Raw genomic sequence first — 15,625 nt, 5'->3', positions numbered from 1 at the left:
GCCCCGGGTCCCAAAAACAAGCCGCTACGAGCGGCCCTGCGCCGTGAGGCGCTCCCGGCCCGGTGTGCTCGATCTTCCCGGGTAGGGTGACGGGGTTCCGCCGACGGCGGGGGAAGCGAGGGTGACGCGCGTGGCTCGGATGGGCTGGCGGACCGGTGCGGTCGTCGTCGTGGTGGCGGTGAGCGTCCTGGTCGGCATGATGGTGCTGGCCCGCGGGGCGGAGGAGGACAAGCCGCACCCCAAGCCTCCGACGGAGCCCACGCTGACCCAGCTCGACTTCGCGGTGTGGGGCAGCAAGCCCGAGATCGCCGCCTACCAGGCCGTCGTCAACGACTACAACGCCGCCAGCAAGGACACCCGGGTCACCGTGTCGTCGTGGCCGAGCGCGGAGTCGATGCTCGCCGACGTCCGGGCCGGCAAGGCCAAGCCCGACCTCTACCTGCTCCCGCGCTCGGAGCTCGCCGCGACCATGGCGGAGAAGCGCAACCACCCGCTCCTCGACCTGGTCAACGAGCGTGAGATCCCGATCGGCGACGACTTCGCCCGCGAGGCCGTGGCGGCCTTCTCGGTCGACGACGACCTGCAGTGCATGCCGTACACCGTCTCGCCGATGGTCATCTACTACAACAAGGCACTCGTCGACTTCGACGCGATGAAGGCCCAGGACCTGCCGGTCCCGCGACCGGACCACTCGGGCTGGAACTTCAGCGAGTTCCGCGCGGCGGCGGAGTTCGCCAGCCGGCCCCGGGTCAACACCCGCGGCGTCTTCATCGAGCCCACGCTGCGCGGCCTGGCGCCGTTCATCTACTCCGGTGGCGGCCAGGTCTTCGACGACGAGACCAAGCCGACCAGCCTGGCGCTCGGCGAGGACGGCGCGACCGACGCGCTGCGCCAGACCCTCGAGCTGCTCCGCGACCCGCGGCTGACGCTGTCGTCCAAGCAGCTCGCGCAGCGCTCGCCGCTGGCGTGGTTCAAGCGCGGCAAGCTCGGCATGATCGCCGGCTTCCGCGGGCTCACGCCCGAGCTGCGCGCGGCCGGCATCGACTTCGACGTGATGCCGATGCCCTCGCTCGGCGCCAACAAGACCGTCGGCGAGCTCAACGGCGTCTGCCTCTCGCCCGGACGGCCCAGCCGCGCGGAGGCCTCGGCCAACTTCCTCAGCTACCTCGTCGACGACGGCGCGGTGCGCACCCTGGTCGAGACCGGCTACATCCAGCCGGCCCGCCTGACCGTCGCGTTGACCGACGCCTTCCGGCAGCCCGAGCAGGCGCCGGAGCACGCGTCGGTGTTCACCCAGGGGGTGCGCAACATCGTGCTGCCGCCGCTGATGACGGACAACCACGAGCTGGCCACCCTGGTCACCCCGGACCTGCGGGCGCTGGTGCTGACCCTGCCCGACGTACCGGACCTGCAGGAGGCGCTCGCCGCGATCGACGAGAAGTCGCGGGCGCTGCTCGACCCGGACTACGAGCCGTCGGAGTCGCCGTCGGGCACGCCGTCCGGCTCCGCGACGCCCTCGTCCTCGGCGACCGACGACCGCGAGCGCGACTGACGCCGCGGGGTCTGCTCGGCCTCCAGGATCGCCCGGCTCAGTGCGGGCGCGGTCAGCCCGACCTGCCAGCTGCGCGCGCCCAGCCCGTGGAGCTGGTCGATGACCGCCTCCAGCAGCTCGACCGGCTCGCGGGTCGACGGCGGGGTCCACAGGGTGCGGCGCAGGGTGTCGGGGGTGAGCAGGTTCTCCAGCGGGACCTGGTGCTCCTCGGCGATCTCGGCGACCGCCGCGCGGGCCAGCTCGAGCCGCCGGGCGGCGACCGGGTCCTTGTCGGCCCAGGCGCGCGGTGCGGGCGGGCCGTCGCCGTGCGAGACCCGGGTCGGCAGCTGGTCCTCGGGGAGGTCCGCCGCCTCGCGGATCGCGGCGAGCCACTCGTTGGCGTAGCGCGAGGCGCCGCGCCCGTGGAAGCCCTGGGTCGACATCAGCGCGCCCCGGCTGGTGGGCATCGCGGTCGCCGCGGCGACGAGCGCCGCGTCCGGGATCAGCCGGCCGGGGGTCACGTCGCGCTCCTGGGCGATCCGGTCGCGGGTCTCCCACAGCGACCGCACCGCGCCGAGGGTACGGCGCCCGCGGACCTTGTGCAGGCCCGACGTCCGCCGCCACGCGTCCACCCGGACCGCCGGCTCGAAGCCGCGCAGGTTCTCGAACTCCTGGCGCGCCCAGTCGGCCTTGCCGGCCTCCTCGAGCTGGTCGGCCAGCAGGTTGCGCAGCTCCACCAGCACCTCGACGTCGAGGGCGGCGTACTCCAGCCACGGCTCGGGCAGCGGCCGGGTCGACCAGTCGACCGCGGAGTGCTCCTTGAGCAGCTGGCGGTCCAGGAGCACCTCCACCAAGGTGGCGAGGCCGACCCGCGGGTAGTTCAGCAGGCGGCCGGCCAGCTCGGTGTCGAAGAGCGCGGCCGGGCGCAGGCCGACCTCGGCCAGGCAGGGCAGGTCCTGGGTGGCGGCGTGCAGGATCCACTCGCTGTCACCGATCGCCTCGGCCAGGGGGGAGAGGTCCTCGAACGGGATCGGGTCGATCAGGCCGATCCCGGCGCCCTCGCGCTTGACCTGGATCAGGTAGGCGCGGTTGGAGTAGCGGTAGCCCGAGGCGCGCTCGGCGTCGATCGCGACGGGCCCGGAGCCCGCGGCGATCGCCGCGCAGTAGTCAGCGAGCGCATCCGGGGTGTCGATGACCGGCGGCAGCCCGCCGGCGAGGGTCAGCAGCTCGACGGGGGGAGTGTCCTCCGCCGCGGTGTCCTGCTCGTCCGGCTGGTCCACCATCAGCCGGCGCCGCCCCGCTGGCCACGACGCGAGGGCATCACGGCCACCCCGTCCGGCACCGGCTCCAGGCCTCCGGCGGTGCACATCAGCTCGCCCCACGCCTCGGCGTGGGAGGACAGGTCGGCGCTGTCGACCGGGGTCCAGGAGGCCCGGACCTCCAGCTGCGCGTTGCCGGGCTCGCCCGCCATCGAGCCGTAGCTCTCGGTGGCCACCCGGGTCACGGTGCCCGACTCGGCGACGTACTCGGCCCCGTGGGCGGCGAGCGCGTCGGTCAGCCAGGTCCAGCCGACGTCGGTCAGCAGCGGGTCGGTGGCCAGGTCGCTGTCGATCTCGGCGCGGCAGTAGGCCACGCAGCGGAAGGTGCCCTCCCACGCGTCGTTGCCGGCGGGGTCGTGCAGCACGACCAGGCGCCCGGTCGCGACCTCCTCGTCGTCGACGGTGACGTCGGCGGACAGGGCGGTGGCGTACGGCGCGATCCGCTGCGGCGCGGGCATCTCCTCGCAGAACACCTCCGGGCGGAAGGTCGCCGCGCGCAGGCTGTCCACTGCCTGGGTGAACTCCCGCGGGGTGCCGGCAGCGCCGGACCCCGGGTGCGTCTCTTGCCGAGCGACCATGAGGTCACCCTAGGCCCGACGCACCGGATCGATGTGCGTCCCACGCCGGTCACCTGCGACCCTTGGGTCCGTGACCACCGGACTCGAGCACAGCGCATTCCTCAAGGCCGCCCGCGGGGAGGCGGTGCCGCACACGCCCGTGTGGTTCATGCGCCAGGCGGGCCGCTCGCTGCCGGAGTACCTGAAGGTACGCGAGGGCGTCGGCATGCTCGAGTCCTGCATGGACGCCGAGCTGATCACCGAGATCACCCTCCAGCCCGTGCGCCGCTACGGCGTGGACGCGGCCATCTTCTTCTCCGACATCGTGCTGCCGCTCAAGGCCGTCGGCGTCGACCTCGACATCGTCCCCGGCGTCGGCCCGGTGGTCGCCAACCCGGTGCGCACCCTCGACGACGTCGCCGCGATCCCGGAGCTGACCCCCGAGCAGGTCCCGTTCGTCACCGACGCGGTCCGCGCGCTGACCGGCGAGCTCGCCGGGATCAACGGCGGCACCCCGCTGATCGGGTTCGCGGGCGCCCCGTTCACCGTGGCGTCGTACCTCGTCGAGGGCGGGCCGTCGAAGGAGCACGCCAAGACGAAGGCGCTGATGTTCGGCGCCCCGGACGTCTGGGACGCGCTGATGCGCAGGATCGGCGACATCGCCGCCGTCTTCCTGGAGACCCAGGTGGCGGCGGGCGCGTCCGCGATCCAGCTCTTCGACTCCTGGGCCGGCGCGCTGACCCCCGCCGACTACGTCCGCCACGTCCAGCCGCACTCCGCCCGGGTGCTCGCCCGGGTCGGCGAGCTGGGCGTGCCGCGCATCCACTTCGGCGTCGGTACGACGAACCTGCTCGACCTGATGGGCGAGGCGGGTGCCGACGTGGTCGGCGTCGACTGGCGCACCCCGCTGGACCGGGCGATCCCGGTCGTCGGCGACCGGGCCGTCCAGGGCAACCTCGACCCGACCCTGGTGTTCGCGCCGACCGAGGTGATGACCGCCCGCGCCGCCGAGGTGATCGAGGCCGGCCGGGCCGCCCGCGGCCACGTCTTCAACCTCGGCCACGGCGTCATCCCGAGCACCGACCCCGACCAGCTCGCGCGGCTGACGGAGTTCGTGCAGACCTACCCGCTGGGCTGAGCCGGGCTACTTCTTGGGCGCGGCCTTCTTCTTCGGTGCCACCTTCTTGGCAGCGGCGTTCTTCGTCGATGCCCGGCCCTTGACGCTCACGCGCAGACTGTTGCCCGCCCCCTCGGTGCTCAGGAAGCCCTGTGCCTGGACCAAGTCGATGAGCTTGGCGAAGCCGTAGGCGCGGGGGTCGAAGGCAGGGTAGGCCGTGCGCAGATAGGTCCCGAGCGTCGGCAGGCCCACCCAGCCGTCGTCGTCGCTGGCGTTGTTGACGGCCCGGGTGAGCAGGCTCTGCAGGTTGGGCAGGGTGGCCGGCTCGGCGGTGCGCTCGTCCTCGGCCCCGGCCGTGTCGTCGGGGGACTGGTCGAGCAGCTCCAGCCGGATGAAGCGGTCGCACGCCTCCTGGAGCGCGATCGGGGTGTTGGAGCGCCCGACGGCGTAGACGGTCCTGCCGGACTCGCGCAGCCGGGTCGCGAGCCGGGTGAAGTCGCTGTCGCTCGAGACGATCGCGAAGGCGTCGACGTTGCCGGAGTAGAGCAGGTCCATCGCGTCGATGATCAGTGCGGAGTCGGTGGAGTTCTTGCCGACGGTGTAGGCGAAGGTCTGCTCGGGGCTGATCGCGTGCCGGTTGAGCTTGGCCTTCCAGCCGCGCAGGCCGTCGGCGGTCCAGTCGCCGTAGGCCCGCTTGACGGTGGGCCGGCCGTACTTCGCCAGCTCGGCGAGCAGGTCGCCGACGTAGCGGTGGGAGGTGTTGTCGGCGTCGATGAGCACGGCGAGGCGGTCGGTCACCCCGCCATTCTCACCGACGGCCGCCGAGCCCGCGCAGCCCCACTCCGAGCAGGACCAGCGCCACCACGGCCAGCACCGCGGCCAGCCGGTCGAGGTCGCCGGCGACCAGGGCGGCCGCCGCGCCGACCCCGGTGAGGATGCCGGCCCCGAGCCAGGGCCAGGGGCCGGAGGTGGGCTGGTGCTCGACGTCGGTCACCGGCCCATCATGCGTCAGGACGCGGCGCTGGCGCTGGTCCCGGTCGTCGCGGCGCGGTACTCCGCGGCCCGGGCGGCGAGCGCGTTCTGCAGCTCGCGCACCGGCAGCGGCTGCTGAAGGGTCTTGCGCTGGCGCAGCTGGAGGGTGACGAAGGTCTGGTTGCCGGCGATCGGGCGGGACTCGATCATGCCGACGCGGTGCAGCGGGCAGCCGATGACGGAGTAGTCGGGGAGGATCGTCACGCCGACGCCCTCGGCGACCAGCGCCTTGCCCATCTCCGCGCCGTCGGTGCTGTGCGCGGCCGGCGGGACCTCGGGGCCGAAGGCGCGGTGCACGTAGCGGTGCATGACGTAGCCCGCGCGCATCATCACGAAGCGCTCCAGGCGCAGCTCGTCGATGCTCACCTGCGGGCGCGCGGTGAGCGCGTGCCCCGCCGGGAGCACGGCGACCGGCCGGCCGTGCAGGAGGTCGATCCCGTCGAGGCCGATCGGCGCGTCGTCGCCGTCGAGCACGTTGACGAGGCCCAGGTCGAGGGTGCCCTCGGCGAGCTGCTCGTCGATCTGGGCCTGCTGGAGGGTGAGCACCTCGACGGTCGTGCCGGGGTGGCGCTCCTGGAAGCTGCGGACGGCGGGGACGAGCAGGGTCGAGGTGGCGGCGTGCACGGTGCCGACCCGGATGACGCGGGTGTCGACGCGCTGGTCGCCGGCGGCGGTGCGCAGCCGGTCGACGGCCGCGAGCACCTCGGTCATGTAGGGGAGCAGCTCGCGGCCCTCGCGGCTGATCCGGGCGCCCGAGCGGCGGCGGTCGAGCAGGGTGACCCGGAGCTCGCGCTCGAGCTTGGTGATCGCCTCGCTGAGCGCGGGCTGCGAGAGGTGCAGCTTCTCGCTGGCGCGGCGGAGCGAGCCGTGCTGCGTCACCGCAGCGAGGTACTCCAGCTGTTCGATCCGCATGTCGTGCTCCTGATTCCTGGCCCTGAGTGCTCCGGCCGATACCGCGATCGGCGAATCCTGCCGCGGCAGGGGTTGTCGCTCCCGCTAAGTCAAGTAAGTCTGTAGACAAACAGTAACACGAACCCCTGACCCGAGGAGAGAACGTCCATGACCGCAGACCTGACTGCTCCCCGCGGCACTGCCGCCGGCGGCTGGACCGAGCGCCCCCGCACCCCCGAGGAGTGGGTCGAGCGCGCCCGCCAGGTGGCCACCACGCTGGCGGCCGACGCGGTCGAGCGCGACCGCGCGCTCGCCGTGCCGACCGCGGAGGTGCGCCTGCTCAAGGAGTCCGGCCTGGTCACCCTGCTCGGCCCGGCCGAGCACGGTGGCGGCGGCCAGGACTGGACCACCGCGCTGCGGGTGATCCGCGCGGTCAGTGCCGGCGACGGCTCGATCGGCCAGCTGCTGGGCTACCACCTGCTGTGGTTCTGGGCCGTGCGCCTGGTCGGTACGCCGGAGCAGGTCGCCGCCGTCGAGGAGCAGGCGACCACCGAGCAGTGGTTCTTCGGCGGCGCGGTCAACCCGCGCGACGCGGACCTCGTCATCACCGACGAGGGCGAGGAGATCGTGTTCCGGGGCGAGAAGTCCTTCTCCACCGGCGGCCGGATCTCCGACGTCACGGTCCTGGAGGGCGTGCTGGAGGGCACCGACAAGCACGTCTTCGCGATCGTGCCGACCGACCAGGAGGCGATCCGGTTCAAGGGCGACTGGGACACCCTGGGCCAGCGGCTCACCGAGAGCGGTGGCGTGGTGGTCGACGGCGTCCGGGTGCCGTGGGAGGCCGCGGCGGGCTACGTGCGGACCGATGCCGGCTGGGAGTTCCAGCCGCGGGTCTACAACACCCTCAACGTGCCGCTGATCCAGATCATCTTCGCCAACATCTACCTCGGCATCGCCGAGGGCGCGTTGGCGACGGCCGCGACGTACACCCGCGAGAAGACGCGGCCCTGGCCGTACACCCCGGACCTCAAGGAGTCGGCCAGCCAGGAGTTCTACATCCTGGAGACCTACGGCGACCTGCGCTCCAAGCTCTGGGCCGCCGAGGCGCTCGCCGAGCGGGCCGCGGGCCTGATCGAGGCGATCAACGCGCACGCCGACACGGTCACCGAGGCCGAGCGTGGCGAGGCCGAGGTCGTCATCGCCGCCGCCAAGCAGGTCGCGATCGACACCGGCCTGGAGATCGGCACCCGGGTCTACGACGTCACCGGCGCCCGCGCGACCGCGAGCTCGGTCGGCCTGGACATCTTCTGGCGCAACATCCGCACCCACAGCCTGCACGACCCGGTCGCCCACAAGCGCGCCGAGGTGGGCCGCTACGCGTTGCTCGGCGAGCTGCCCGAGCCGACCTGGTACACGTGAGGAGGCGGCGATGAGCATCACGGATGCCCGCACCCTGCTGGAGGAGCTCCGGGCGTCGTACGGGCCGGTGTTCGAGGAGATCGGCCTCGGCACCCTGCAGCGCGAGCTCGACGACGTGCTGCCCGACCAGGAGGTGCGCCGGCTCAAGGAGCGCGGCTTCGGGGCGCTGCGCGTCCCGACCCAGTACGGCGGCCGCGGGGTGACGGTGCCCGAGCTCACGCAGCTCTGGATCGACCTCGCGGCCGCGGACAGCAACCTGCCGCAGGCGCTGCGCGGGCACGCCGCGCTCGTCGAGGACCGCCTGTGGCAGCACGCCCAGGGGCGTGACCAGCGGGCGTGGTTCGCCCGGTTCGCCGACGGCGAGATCGCCGGCAACGCCTGGTCGGAGGTCGGGGCGACCGCGATCGACACGCAGTCGACCGTGCTCACCTGGCAGCCGGACGGGTCGTACCGGCTGACGGGCAGCAAGTTCTACACGACCGGCACGATCTACGCCGAGTGGGCCGACGTCTACGCCAGGCGGGAGCGACCCGGCCAGGAGCCGGACTTCGCGATCGCCCTCGTCGACACCCGGGAGCCGGAGGTCACCGTCACCGACGACTGGGACGGCTTCGGCCAGCGCGGCACCGGCAGCGGCACGACGAGCTTCGGCGACGCGGTCGTGCCGGCCGAGCACGTGCTGGCGTTCGGCCAGCGCTTCCCGTACCAGACCGCGCTCTACCAGCTGAACCTGCTGGCGGTGCTCACCGGCATCGGCAAGGCCGCGCTCGCCGACTTCGTCGGCCACGTCCGCGCGCGGGAGCGGAACTACTCCCACGCCAACGCCGCCCGGGTCCGCGACGACCCGCAGGTGCTGGCCCGGATCGGCGAGGCCTCCGCCGCCGTGTACGCCGCCGAGGCGGCCACGCTGCGGGTGGCGCAGACGATCCAGGAGGTCGCCGACCTCGCCCCGGTGGCCGAGGGCCTGCCGGAGCAGGTGGCGGCCGCCAACGAGCGGGCCGAGGTCGAGTCGTCGGCCGCTCAGGTGGTCGTCACCCAGCTGGTCCTGGACCTGACGACCGACCTGTTCGACACGCTCGGTGCGTCGGGCACCGCGCTGTCGAAGGGCTTGGACCGGCACTGGCGCAACGCCCGCACGGTCTCCTCGCACAACCCGCGCATCCTCAAGGCGCGGGTGGTCGGTGGCCACCTCGTCAACGGCACCGCCCCGCCGTACGCGTGGGCGATCGGGCGCACCACGGTGTGATCACAAGGTGCAAGGTCCTGCCTGTCACGGGGTCGTCGGTTCCACGGGGCCGGCGACCCCTGCGCATCTTGCGGGACGCGCAACTTCCAGTAATGTCTATTGAACTACTCGACTTATGCTCGACCGATTCCCTGGAGACGCACCATGACCGAGATCTTCGACCGCGAGGCCTTCGCGGAGCCGCTCAAGTTCGCCTACTGGGTCCCCAACGTCAGCGGGGGACTGGTGGTCAGCAAGATCGAGCAGCGCACCGACTGGAGCTACGACTACAACGTCAAGCTGGCCCGGCTCGCCGAGGACAACGGCTTCGAGTACGCCCTGTCCCAGGTCCGCTACATCGCGTCGTACGGCGCGGCGTACCAGCACGAGTCGACGAGCTTCAGCCTCGCGCTGCTGCTCGCCACCGAGCGGCTGAAGGTGATCGCCGCGGTGCACCCGGGCCTGTGGCAGCCCGGCGTGCTCGCCAAGCTGATCGCGACCGCGGACCAGATCTCGGGCGGCCGGGCGGCGATCAACGTCGTCAGCGGCTGGTTCAAGGACGAGTTCACCAAGCTCGGCGAGCCGTGGCTGGAGCACGGCGAGCGCTACCGCCGGGCCGAGGAGTTCATCTCCTACGTCCGCGAGATCTGGACCTCCGAGCACGCGGAGTTCAACGGGGACTTCTACCGCCTGCACGACTTCGACCTGAAGCCGAAGCCGCTCAACAGCGAGACCCGCCCGCATCCGGAGATCTTCCAGGGTGGCAACTCCACCGACGCCCGCGGCATGGCCGGCCGGGTCTCGGACTGGTACTTCGCCAACGGCAACACCCCCGAGGGCATCTCCGAGCAGATCCAGGACGTCACCGACGTGGCCACCGTCCACGGCCGCAAGGTCAGGTTCGGCGTCAACGGCTTCTTCATCGGCCGCGACACCGAGGCCGAGGCCCGCGACGTGCTGCGCGAGATCATCGACAAGGCCGACCGCGAGGCCGTCGAGGGCTTCGGCTCCGCGGTCAAGCAGGCCGGCCAGAGCGCCGGTGACAAGAAGGGCATGTGGCAGGACTCGGAGTTCGCCGACCTGGTGCAGTACAACGACGGCTTCCGCACCGGCCTGATCGGGACGCCCGAGCAGATCGCCACCCGGATCATCGAGTACAAGAAGCGCGGCGTGAACCTGCTCCTGCTCGGCTTCCTGCACTACCTGGAGGACGTGGAGTACTTCGGCCGCGAGGTGCTGCCGCTCGTGCGCGAGCTTGAGGCCGCGGAGCTGGAGCGGGTGTGAGCGGGCGCGTCGAGACGGAGCGGGTCTGATGACCGTCGCCGCCCCACCCCGCCACACCGCGGACTCGGCCGTCGCGGCCGCCGCGGAGCTGGCGGAGCGATTCGCGGAGGAGTCGGTGCTCCGTGACCGCGAGCGCCGGCTCCCGGTCGCGGAGGTCGAGGCGCTCTCGGCGTCCGGCCTGCTGGCGATCACCGTCCCGGTCGCGTACGGCGGACCCGGGCTGGGCGCCGAGGTGCTGACCGAGGTGGTGCGCCTGGTCGCGACCGGCGACCCGAACATCGCGCAGATCCCGCACAGCCACTACGTCTACGTCAACGCGCTCGTCGAGCAGGGCACCGAGGAGCAGAAGTCCTTCCTGCTCGGCGAGGTGCTCGCCGGCAAGAGGTTCGGCAACGCGCAGTCGGAGGTCAAGAGCGCCCACGTGCGCGACCACGCCACCACGCTGCGAGCCGACCCCGACCGCCCCGGCGGCTGGGTGCTGGACGGCGAGAAGGGCTACGCGACGGGTGCCTACCTCGCGCACTGGATCCCGGTGCTGGCGCACCAGGGCGAGGGCGGTCCGCTCGCCGTCGCCTGGGTCGAGCGCGAGGCGCCCGGCGTCACGGTCATCGACGACTGGGACGGCCTCGGCCAGCGCACGACGGCCAGCGGCACGGTCCGCCTCGACGGGGTCCGGGTCGCGGGGGACCGCGTCACGCCGTACCACCTCACCTTCGAGCGGCCCCAGGTCTACGGCGCCTTCGCGCAGCTGCTCCATGCGGCGATCGACGCCGGCATCGCCCGGGCGGCGGTGCGTGAGGCCGCGGCCTTCGTCACCACCAGGAGCCGGCCCTACCCGGACGCGCTCGCGCTCTACGACACCGGTGGTGCCGCCGGCGACCCGCTCGTCGTGCAGGCCTTCGGCGAGGTGGAGCTGCAGGTCCGCGCCGCCGAGGCGCTGCTCGCCGAGGCGGGCCGGGCCGTCGACCGGGCCCGGGGCGGCCTGACCGCCGCCACCGCGGCCGAGGCGAGCCTGGCTGTCGCGGCCGCTCGCGCCGCCACCACCGCCGCCTCGCTGGAGTCGTCCAGCCGGCTCTTCGAGGTCTCCGGCACCCGCTCCGCGCTGCGCGGCCTCGACCTCGACCGGCACTGGCGCAACGCGCGCACGCACACCCTGCACGACCCCGCCGCCTGGAAGGTGCACCACCTCGGTCGCTTCGCCATCGACGGCACCCCGCCCCCCAACCACGGCCAGATCTGAGGATTCGAGGCTCGTCGCCGGCGCTCCTCGCACCTCAACCAACGAGAAGGTTCCGATGTCCCTGAAGTTCCACTGGTTCCTGCCCACCAACGGCGGCGACGGCCGCCACGTCGTCGGCGGCGGCCACGGCGTCAACACCGGCACCGCCGGCCGGCCGGCCGACGTCGCCTACCTCACCCAGGTGGCGCGGGCGGCCGAGGACAACGGCTTCGAGGCCGCGCTGACGCCGACCGGCGCCTGGTGCGAGGACGCCTGGCTGAGCACCGCGATGCTCAGCCAGACCAGCGACCGGCTGAAGTTCCTGGTCGCCTTCCGGCCGGGGATCGTGGCGCCGTACCTCGCGGCGCAGATGGCCGGCACCTTCCAGAACCTCACCCACGGCCGGCTGCTGCTCAACGTCGTCACCGGCGGCGAGAGCCACGAGCAGCGGATGTTCGGCGACTTCCTCGACAAGCAGGAGCGCTACGAGCGCTGCGGGGAGTTCCTGGAGATCGTGCGTCGCCTGTGGACCGGCGAGACCGTCGACTTCACCGGCAAGCACCTCTCGGTGGAGTCGGCGAAGCTCGGCCAGCTGCCCGACCCGGTGCCGGACATCTACTTCGGCGGCTCCTCGCCGGCGGCGGGCAAGGTCGCGGCCGAGCACGCCGACGTCTACCTCACCTGGGGCGAGCCGCCGCAGGCCGTCGCCGAGAAGATCGCCTGGATCCGCGAGCTCGCCGCCGCCGAGGGCCGCGGCCCCGACCACCGGCCGATCCGGTTCGGCATCCGCATGCACGTGATCACCCGGGACACCTCCGAGGAGGCGTGGGCCGAGGCCGACCGCCTGCTCCAGGGCATCGACCCGGAGACGATCAAGCAGGTCCAGGACGGCCTGCGCCGCAGCGAGTCCGAGGGCCAGCGCCGGATGCTCGACCTGCACAGCGGGCGCACCGACGACCTCGAGATCTACCCCAACGTCTGGGCCGGTGTCGGCCTGGTCCGCGGCGGAGCGGGCACCGCGCTCGTCGGTAGCCACGAGGAGGTGGCTGACCGGATCCAGGAGTACGCCGAGCTCGGCCTCGACGAGTTCGTGCTGTCGGCGTACCCGCACCTGGAGGGCGCCTACTGGTTCGGCGAGGGCGTGCTGCCGATCCTCGCCGAGCGCGGGCTGTGGAAGGACCAGCGCCCGCAGCGGCACCACTCCTCCTCGGTCCCGTTCGCGACCGTCGGGAAGGGCGCGCGATGAGCGGGCTCCGCACCGCCGTCGTCGTCGGCAACCCGAAGCCCGCGAGCCGCACGCTGGCCGCCGCGCTGCACCTGCACCGCGCGCTCGTCGACCGCGACCCGGACCTCGTCGTCGACATCGCCACGCTCGGCACCGGGCTGGTCGACTGGTCCGACCCGACCATCGACGACCTGGTCACCGAGGTCGGCCGGGCCGACCTGGTGGTGGTCGCGTCGCCGACCTACAAGGCGACCTACACCGGGCTGCTGAAGCTCTTCCTCGACCGCTTCGCGGCCGGCCAGCTCTCCGGCGTCGCGGTCCCGCTGATGCTCGGCGGCGGGCCGGGCCACGCGCTGGCGCCCGAGCAGGGCCTGGTGCCGCTGCTCAGCCACCTCGGCGGCGTGGTGCCGGGGTCCCCGCTCTACGTCCTCGACAAGCAGCACGACGACCCGGCGGCGTACGACGCCTGGCTGGAGCGCAGCCGGCCGGTCGTCCAGAAGCTGCTGCGGCCCGCCGCCTGATGGCCGCCGCGGCGGCCGGACCCAGCCCCCGTCGCGTCGCGGTCGCGGCGGCGGTCGGCGCGACCATCGAGTGGTACGACTTCTTCCTCTACGGCACCGCGGCCGGGCTGGTCTTCGACAAGCTCTACTTCAACGGCCTCAGCGGCTCGGCCGCGACCTTCGCCGCCTTCGGCACCTTCGCGGTCGGCTTCCTGGCCCGGCCGGTCGGCGGGCTGGTCTTCGGTCACTTCGGCGACCGGGTCGGCCGCAAGGCGATGCTGATCTGGACCCTCGTCATCATGGGGGCAGGCACGGCGCTGATCGGCCTGCTGCCGTCGTACGACTCGATCGGCGTGGCCGCGCCGATCCTGCTCGTCGTGCTGCGGGTGCTGCAGGGCATCGGCGTCGGCGGTGAGTACGGCGGCGCGGTGCTCCTCGCGGTGGAGTTCGCCCCGCCCGAGCGGCGCGGCTTCTTCGGCTCCTTCGCCCACATCGGTGTCCCCGGCGGGCTCTTCCTCGCCTCCGGCGCCTTCGCGATCGCCAGCCGGCTGCCGGACGAGGAGTTCCTGGCCTGGGGCTGGCGGGCCTGCTTCCTGCTGAGCATCGTGCTGCTCGCGATCGGCGCGTGGATCCGGCTCTCGGTGATGGAGACGCCGGCCTTCCGCGAGGTGCAGCAGCGCAAGGAGGTCAGCGCGGTGCCGGTGCGCGAGCTGTTCCAGCGCCAGCCGCGGACGCTGCTGCTCGGCATGGGCACCCGCTTCGTCGAGGGCTTCACGTTCAACCTCTACTCCGTCTTCCTGCTCGCCTACGCCGTCAACACCGTCGGTGTCGCGAAGTCGCTCGTGCTGAACGCGATCATGGCCGGTGCCGTGCTCGGCGTGGTGCTGACGCTGGTGGCCGGTGCGCTGAGCGACCGGTTCGGCCGGCGGCCGGTCTACCGGGCGGGCGCGCTCACCGGCCTGGCGATCGCCTTCCCGGTCGCCGCGGCGGTGCAGTCCGGCGGCGGGGTCGCGGTGAGCGCGGCCTTCGTCGGCGGGCTCGGGCTGGTCTACGGCACGGTCTACGGGCCGCTCGCGGCGTTCTGGAGCGAGTTGTTCGACACCCGTTACCGCTACTCGGCGCTCAGTGCGCTCTACCAGCTCTCCGGCATCGTCGCGTCCGGGCTGACCCCGCTCGTCGCCGCCTGGCTGGTGGAGCTGGGCGACGACTCGCTGTGGCTCGTGGCGTCGTACAACGTGGCGGTGGCGGTGCTCAGCCTGGTCTGCATGGCGCTGCTGCCGGAGACCCGCGGGCGCGACCTCACGGAGTCGCCAGCGGAGGGCCGGCCGGCCGCCGGGCGGCACGCCGCCGCAGCAGCAGCCACAGCGGGAAGCCCAGCGCCGCAACGAGGATGAGCCACGGCAGGGCGAACCCGAGCACGGTCAGCAGCACCACGACCCCGCCCACGAAGGCGTCCCAGCCGTCGTGGAGACCGCCGAGGAAGCCGCCCGCGGTCTCCTCGTCCTTCTTCTCGCCCTCGTCGTCGGGCTGCGCGATCGACACGGTGATCGTCGACAGGCTGGTCTGGTCGGCGAGGTTGCGCTGACGGGCGACCAGGGCGTCGAGGTTCGCCTGCCGGTCCGCGAGCTGACGCTCGATCGAGACCACCTCGGCCAGGTTCTGCGCACGGTCCAGCAGCGCCTCGATCCGCGCCACGCTGCGCTGCTGCGCCCGCACCCGGGCCGCGACGTCGACCACCTGCGCCGAGACGTCCTCCTCGGAGGAGCTGGAGTCGGTCAGCGTGCCGACCCCCTCCAGCGCGTCCTTGGCGGCCTGGAAGCGCCCGCTCGGCACCCGTACGACGAGCCGGGCCGCGCTCACCTCGCCGTCGTCGCCGGTGCTGGTCTCCTGCTGGGTGACCATGCCCTGCTGCAGGTCCACGATCTTGCGCACCTCCAGCCGCGCCCGCGCGACGTCCTCGGCCTCCAGCGCCACCGCGCCGGTCGCGATGATCGCCGGGCCACCCACCTCCGGCTCGGGTGCGCCGTCCTTGGCGCTCGACCCGCCCGCGGAGTCGGCCACCTCGGAGCGGGCGCCGGTGTCGGAGAGGGACTCCAGGGCCGGGGAGTCGGCGGCGGAGGGTGCGGCGGCGTCCCGGTCGGCCGTCGCGGCGGAACGGCTCTCGGAGGAGCCGGAGGAGCCGGAGCAGCCGGTCAGCGCGGCGAGCGCGGCGACGCCGGCGAGGGTGAGGGCGAGGCGGGTGCGGGTCGGGTGCATGCCGGTGCGACGCGGGGGCACGCGGATCGGTTCCCGGCCTCTGGCAGGCT

The 15,625-nt window shown here is 73.0% G+C and carries 15 protein-coding genes; 9 read left to right on the top strand and 6 right to left on the bottom strand.

Annotated elements, in window-relative coordinates:
- Nucleotides 1-139: 139 nt before the first annotated feature.
- Nucleotides 140-1,552, top strand: coding sequence for an ABC transporter substrate-binding protein (locus MRBLML1_RS10080; RefSeq protein WP_364515633.1), 1,413 nt, complete (start codon nucleotides 140-142; stop codon nucleotides 1,550-1,552).
- Here the strand turns inward: MRBLML1_RS10080 and MRBLML1_RS10075 are convergent.
- Nucleotides 1,465-2,814 carry a ribonuclease D gene (locus MRBLML1_RS10075; RefSeq protein ID WP_364515062.1) on the bottom strand — a complete coding sequence of 450 codons (1,350 nt, stop codon included), beginning with the start codon at nucleotides 2,812-2,814 and terminating at the stop codon, nucleotides 1,465-1,467. The genes MRBLML1_RS10080 and MRBLML1_RS10075 overlap by 88 nt on opposite strands.
- Complete coding sequence (locus MRBLML1_RS10070; protein WP_364515059.1) at nucleotides 2,814-3,428, bottom strand: DUF3000 domain-containing protein; 615 nt, start codon at nucleotides 3,426-3,428, stop codon at nucleotides 2,814-2,816. The genes MRBLML1_RS10075 and MRBLML1_RS10070 overlap by 1 nt, the downstream gene beginning before the upstream one ends.
- Before the next feature lie 31 nt (nucleotides 3,429-3,459).
- Here MRBLML1_RS10070 and hemE point away from each other — a divergent pair, with 31 nt between their 5' ends.
- Complete coding sequence (gene hemE, locus MRBLML1_RS10065; protein ID WP_414691236.1) at nucleotides 3,460-4,545, top strand: uroporphyrinogen decarboxylase; 1,086 nt, start codon at nucleotides 3,460-3,462, stop codon at nucleotides 4,543-4,545.
- A 6-nt stretch (nucleotides 4,546-4,551) separates the two neighbouring features.
- Here hemE and MRBLML1_RS10060 read toward each other — a convergent pair whose 3' ends face one another.
- From MRBLML1_RS10060 to MRBLML1_RS10050, 3 genes are read right to left on the bottom strand one after another with little or no spacing between them, the layout of a single operon-like run.
- Nucleotides 4,552-5,322: an NYN domain-containing protein gene (locus MRBLML1_RS10060; RefSeq protein ID WP_364515054.1), complete on the bottom strand. Its 771-nt coding sequence runs from the start codon at nucleotides 5,320-5,322 to the stop codon at nucleotides 4,552-4,554.
- A 10-nt stretch (nucleotides 5,323-5,332) separates the two neighbouring features.
- Nucleotides 5,333-5,518 (bottom strand): hypothetical protein, encoded by a 186-nt coding sequence (locus tag MRBLML1_RS10055; RefSeq protein WP_364515051.1) that lies wholly within the window; start codon nucleotides 5,516-5,518, stop codon nucleotides 5,333-5,335.
- A gap of 14 nt (nucleotides 5,519-5,532) precedes the next feature.
- Nucleotides 5,533-6,468 (bottom strand): LysR family transcriptional regulator, encoded by a 936-nt coding sequence (locus tag MRBLML1_RS10050; protein WP_364515048.1) that lies wholly within the window; start codon nucleotides 6,466-6,468, stop codon nucleotides 5,533-5,535.
- 147 nt (nucleotides 6,469-6,615) lie between these two features.
- Between MRBLML1_RS10050 and MRBLML1_RS10045 the strand changes: the two genes are divergently transcribed.
- The 7 genes from MRBLML1_RS10045 to MRBLML1_RS10015 all read left to right on the top strand — a co-directional run bounded on the left by MRBLML1_RS10045 (nucleotide 6,616) and on the right by MRBLML1_RS10015 (nucleotide 14,713).
- A complete protein-coding gene (locus MRBLML1_RS10045) occupies nucleotides 6,616-7,866 on the top strand; it encodes an acyl-CoA dehydrogenase family protein (RefSeq protein ID WP_364515045.1) in 1,251 nt (416 codons plus the stop codon).
- Between the two features lie 10 nt (nucleotides 7,867-7,876).
- Entirely contained in the window at nucleotides 7,877-9,112 is a 1,236-nt protein-coding gene (locus tag MRBLML1_RS10040) for an acyl-CoA dehydrogenase family protein (protein ID WP_364515042.1), read from the top strand.
- Nucleotides 9,113-9,256: 144 nt separating this feature from the next.
- A complete protein-coding gene (sfnG, locus tag MRBLML1_RS10035) occupies nucleotides 9,257-10,375 on the top strand; it encodes a dimethylsulfone monooxygenase SfnG (RefSeq protein WP_364515039.1) in 1,119 nt (372 codons plus the stop codon).
- A 28-nt stretch (nucleotides 10,376-10,403) separates the two neighbouring features.
- Nucleotides 10,404-11,615 carry an SfnB family sulfur acquisition oxidoreductase gene (locus MRBLML1_RS10030; RefSeq protein ID WP_364515036.1) on the top strand — a complete coding sequence of 404 codons (1,212 nt, stop codon included), beginning with the start codon at nucleotides 10,404-10,406 and terminating at the stop codon, nucleotides 11,613-11,615.
- Nucleotides 11,616-11,670: 55 nt separating this feature from the next.
- Nucleotides 11,671-12,840: an LLM class flavin-dependent oxidoreductase gene (locus MRBLML1_RS10025; protein WP_364515034.1), complete on the top strand. Its 1,170-nt coding sequence runs from the start codon at nucleotides 11,671-11,673 to the stop codon at nucleotides 12,838-12,840.
- Nucleotides 12,837-13,340: an NADPH-dependent FMN reductase gene (locus tag MRBLML1_RS10020; protein ID WP_364515032.1), complete on the top strand. Its 504-nt coding sequence runs from the start codon at nucleotides 12,837-12,839 to the stop codon at nucleotides 13,338-13,340. Before MRBLML1_RS10025 ends, MRBLML1_RS10020 begins: the two co-directional genes overlap by 4 nt.
- On the top strand, nucleotides 13,340-14,713 hold the full coding sequence (locus MRBLML1_RS10015) for an MFS transporter (RefSeq protein ID WP_364515029.1): 1,374 nt from the start codon (nucleotides 13,340-13,342) through the stop codon (nucleotides 14,711-14,713). The genes MRBLML1_RS10020 and MRBLML1_RS10015 overlap by 1 nt, the downstream gene beginning before the upstream one ends.
- On the opposite strand, the gene MRBLML1_RS10010 is transcribed toward MRBLML1_RS10015, so the two are convergent.
- The gene (locus MRBLML1_RS10010) at nucleotides 14,619-15,596 is read right to left on the bottom strand and encodes a DUF4349 domain-containing protein (RefSeq protein ID WP_364515027.1); all 978 of its coding nucleotides are present in this window, start codon (nucleotides 15,594-15,596) and stop codon (nucleotides 14,619-14,621) included. The two genes, MRBLML1_RS10015 and MRBLML1_RS10010, sit on opposite strands and share 95 nt — an antisense overlap.
- Between the last annotated feature and the right edge of the window lie 29 nt (nucleotides 15,597-15,625).

The sequence above is a fragment of the Nocardioides sp. LML1-1-1.1 genome (assembly GCF_040676175.1).
Classification (GTDB): Bacteria; Actinomycetota; Actinomycetes; order Propionibacteriales; family Nocardioidaceae; genus Nocardioides.
This window is presented reverse-complemented; position numbering and strand designations above follow the sequence as displayed.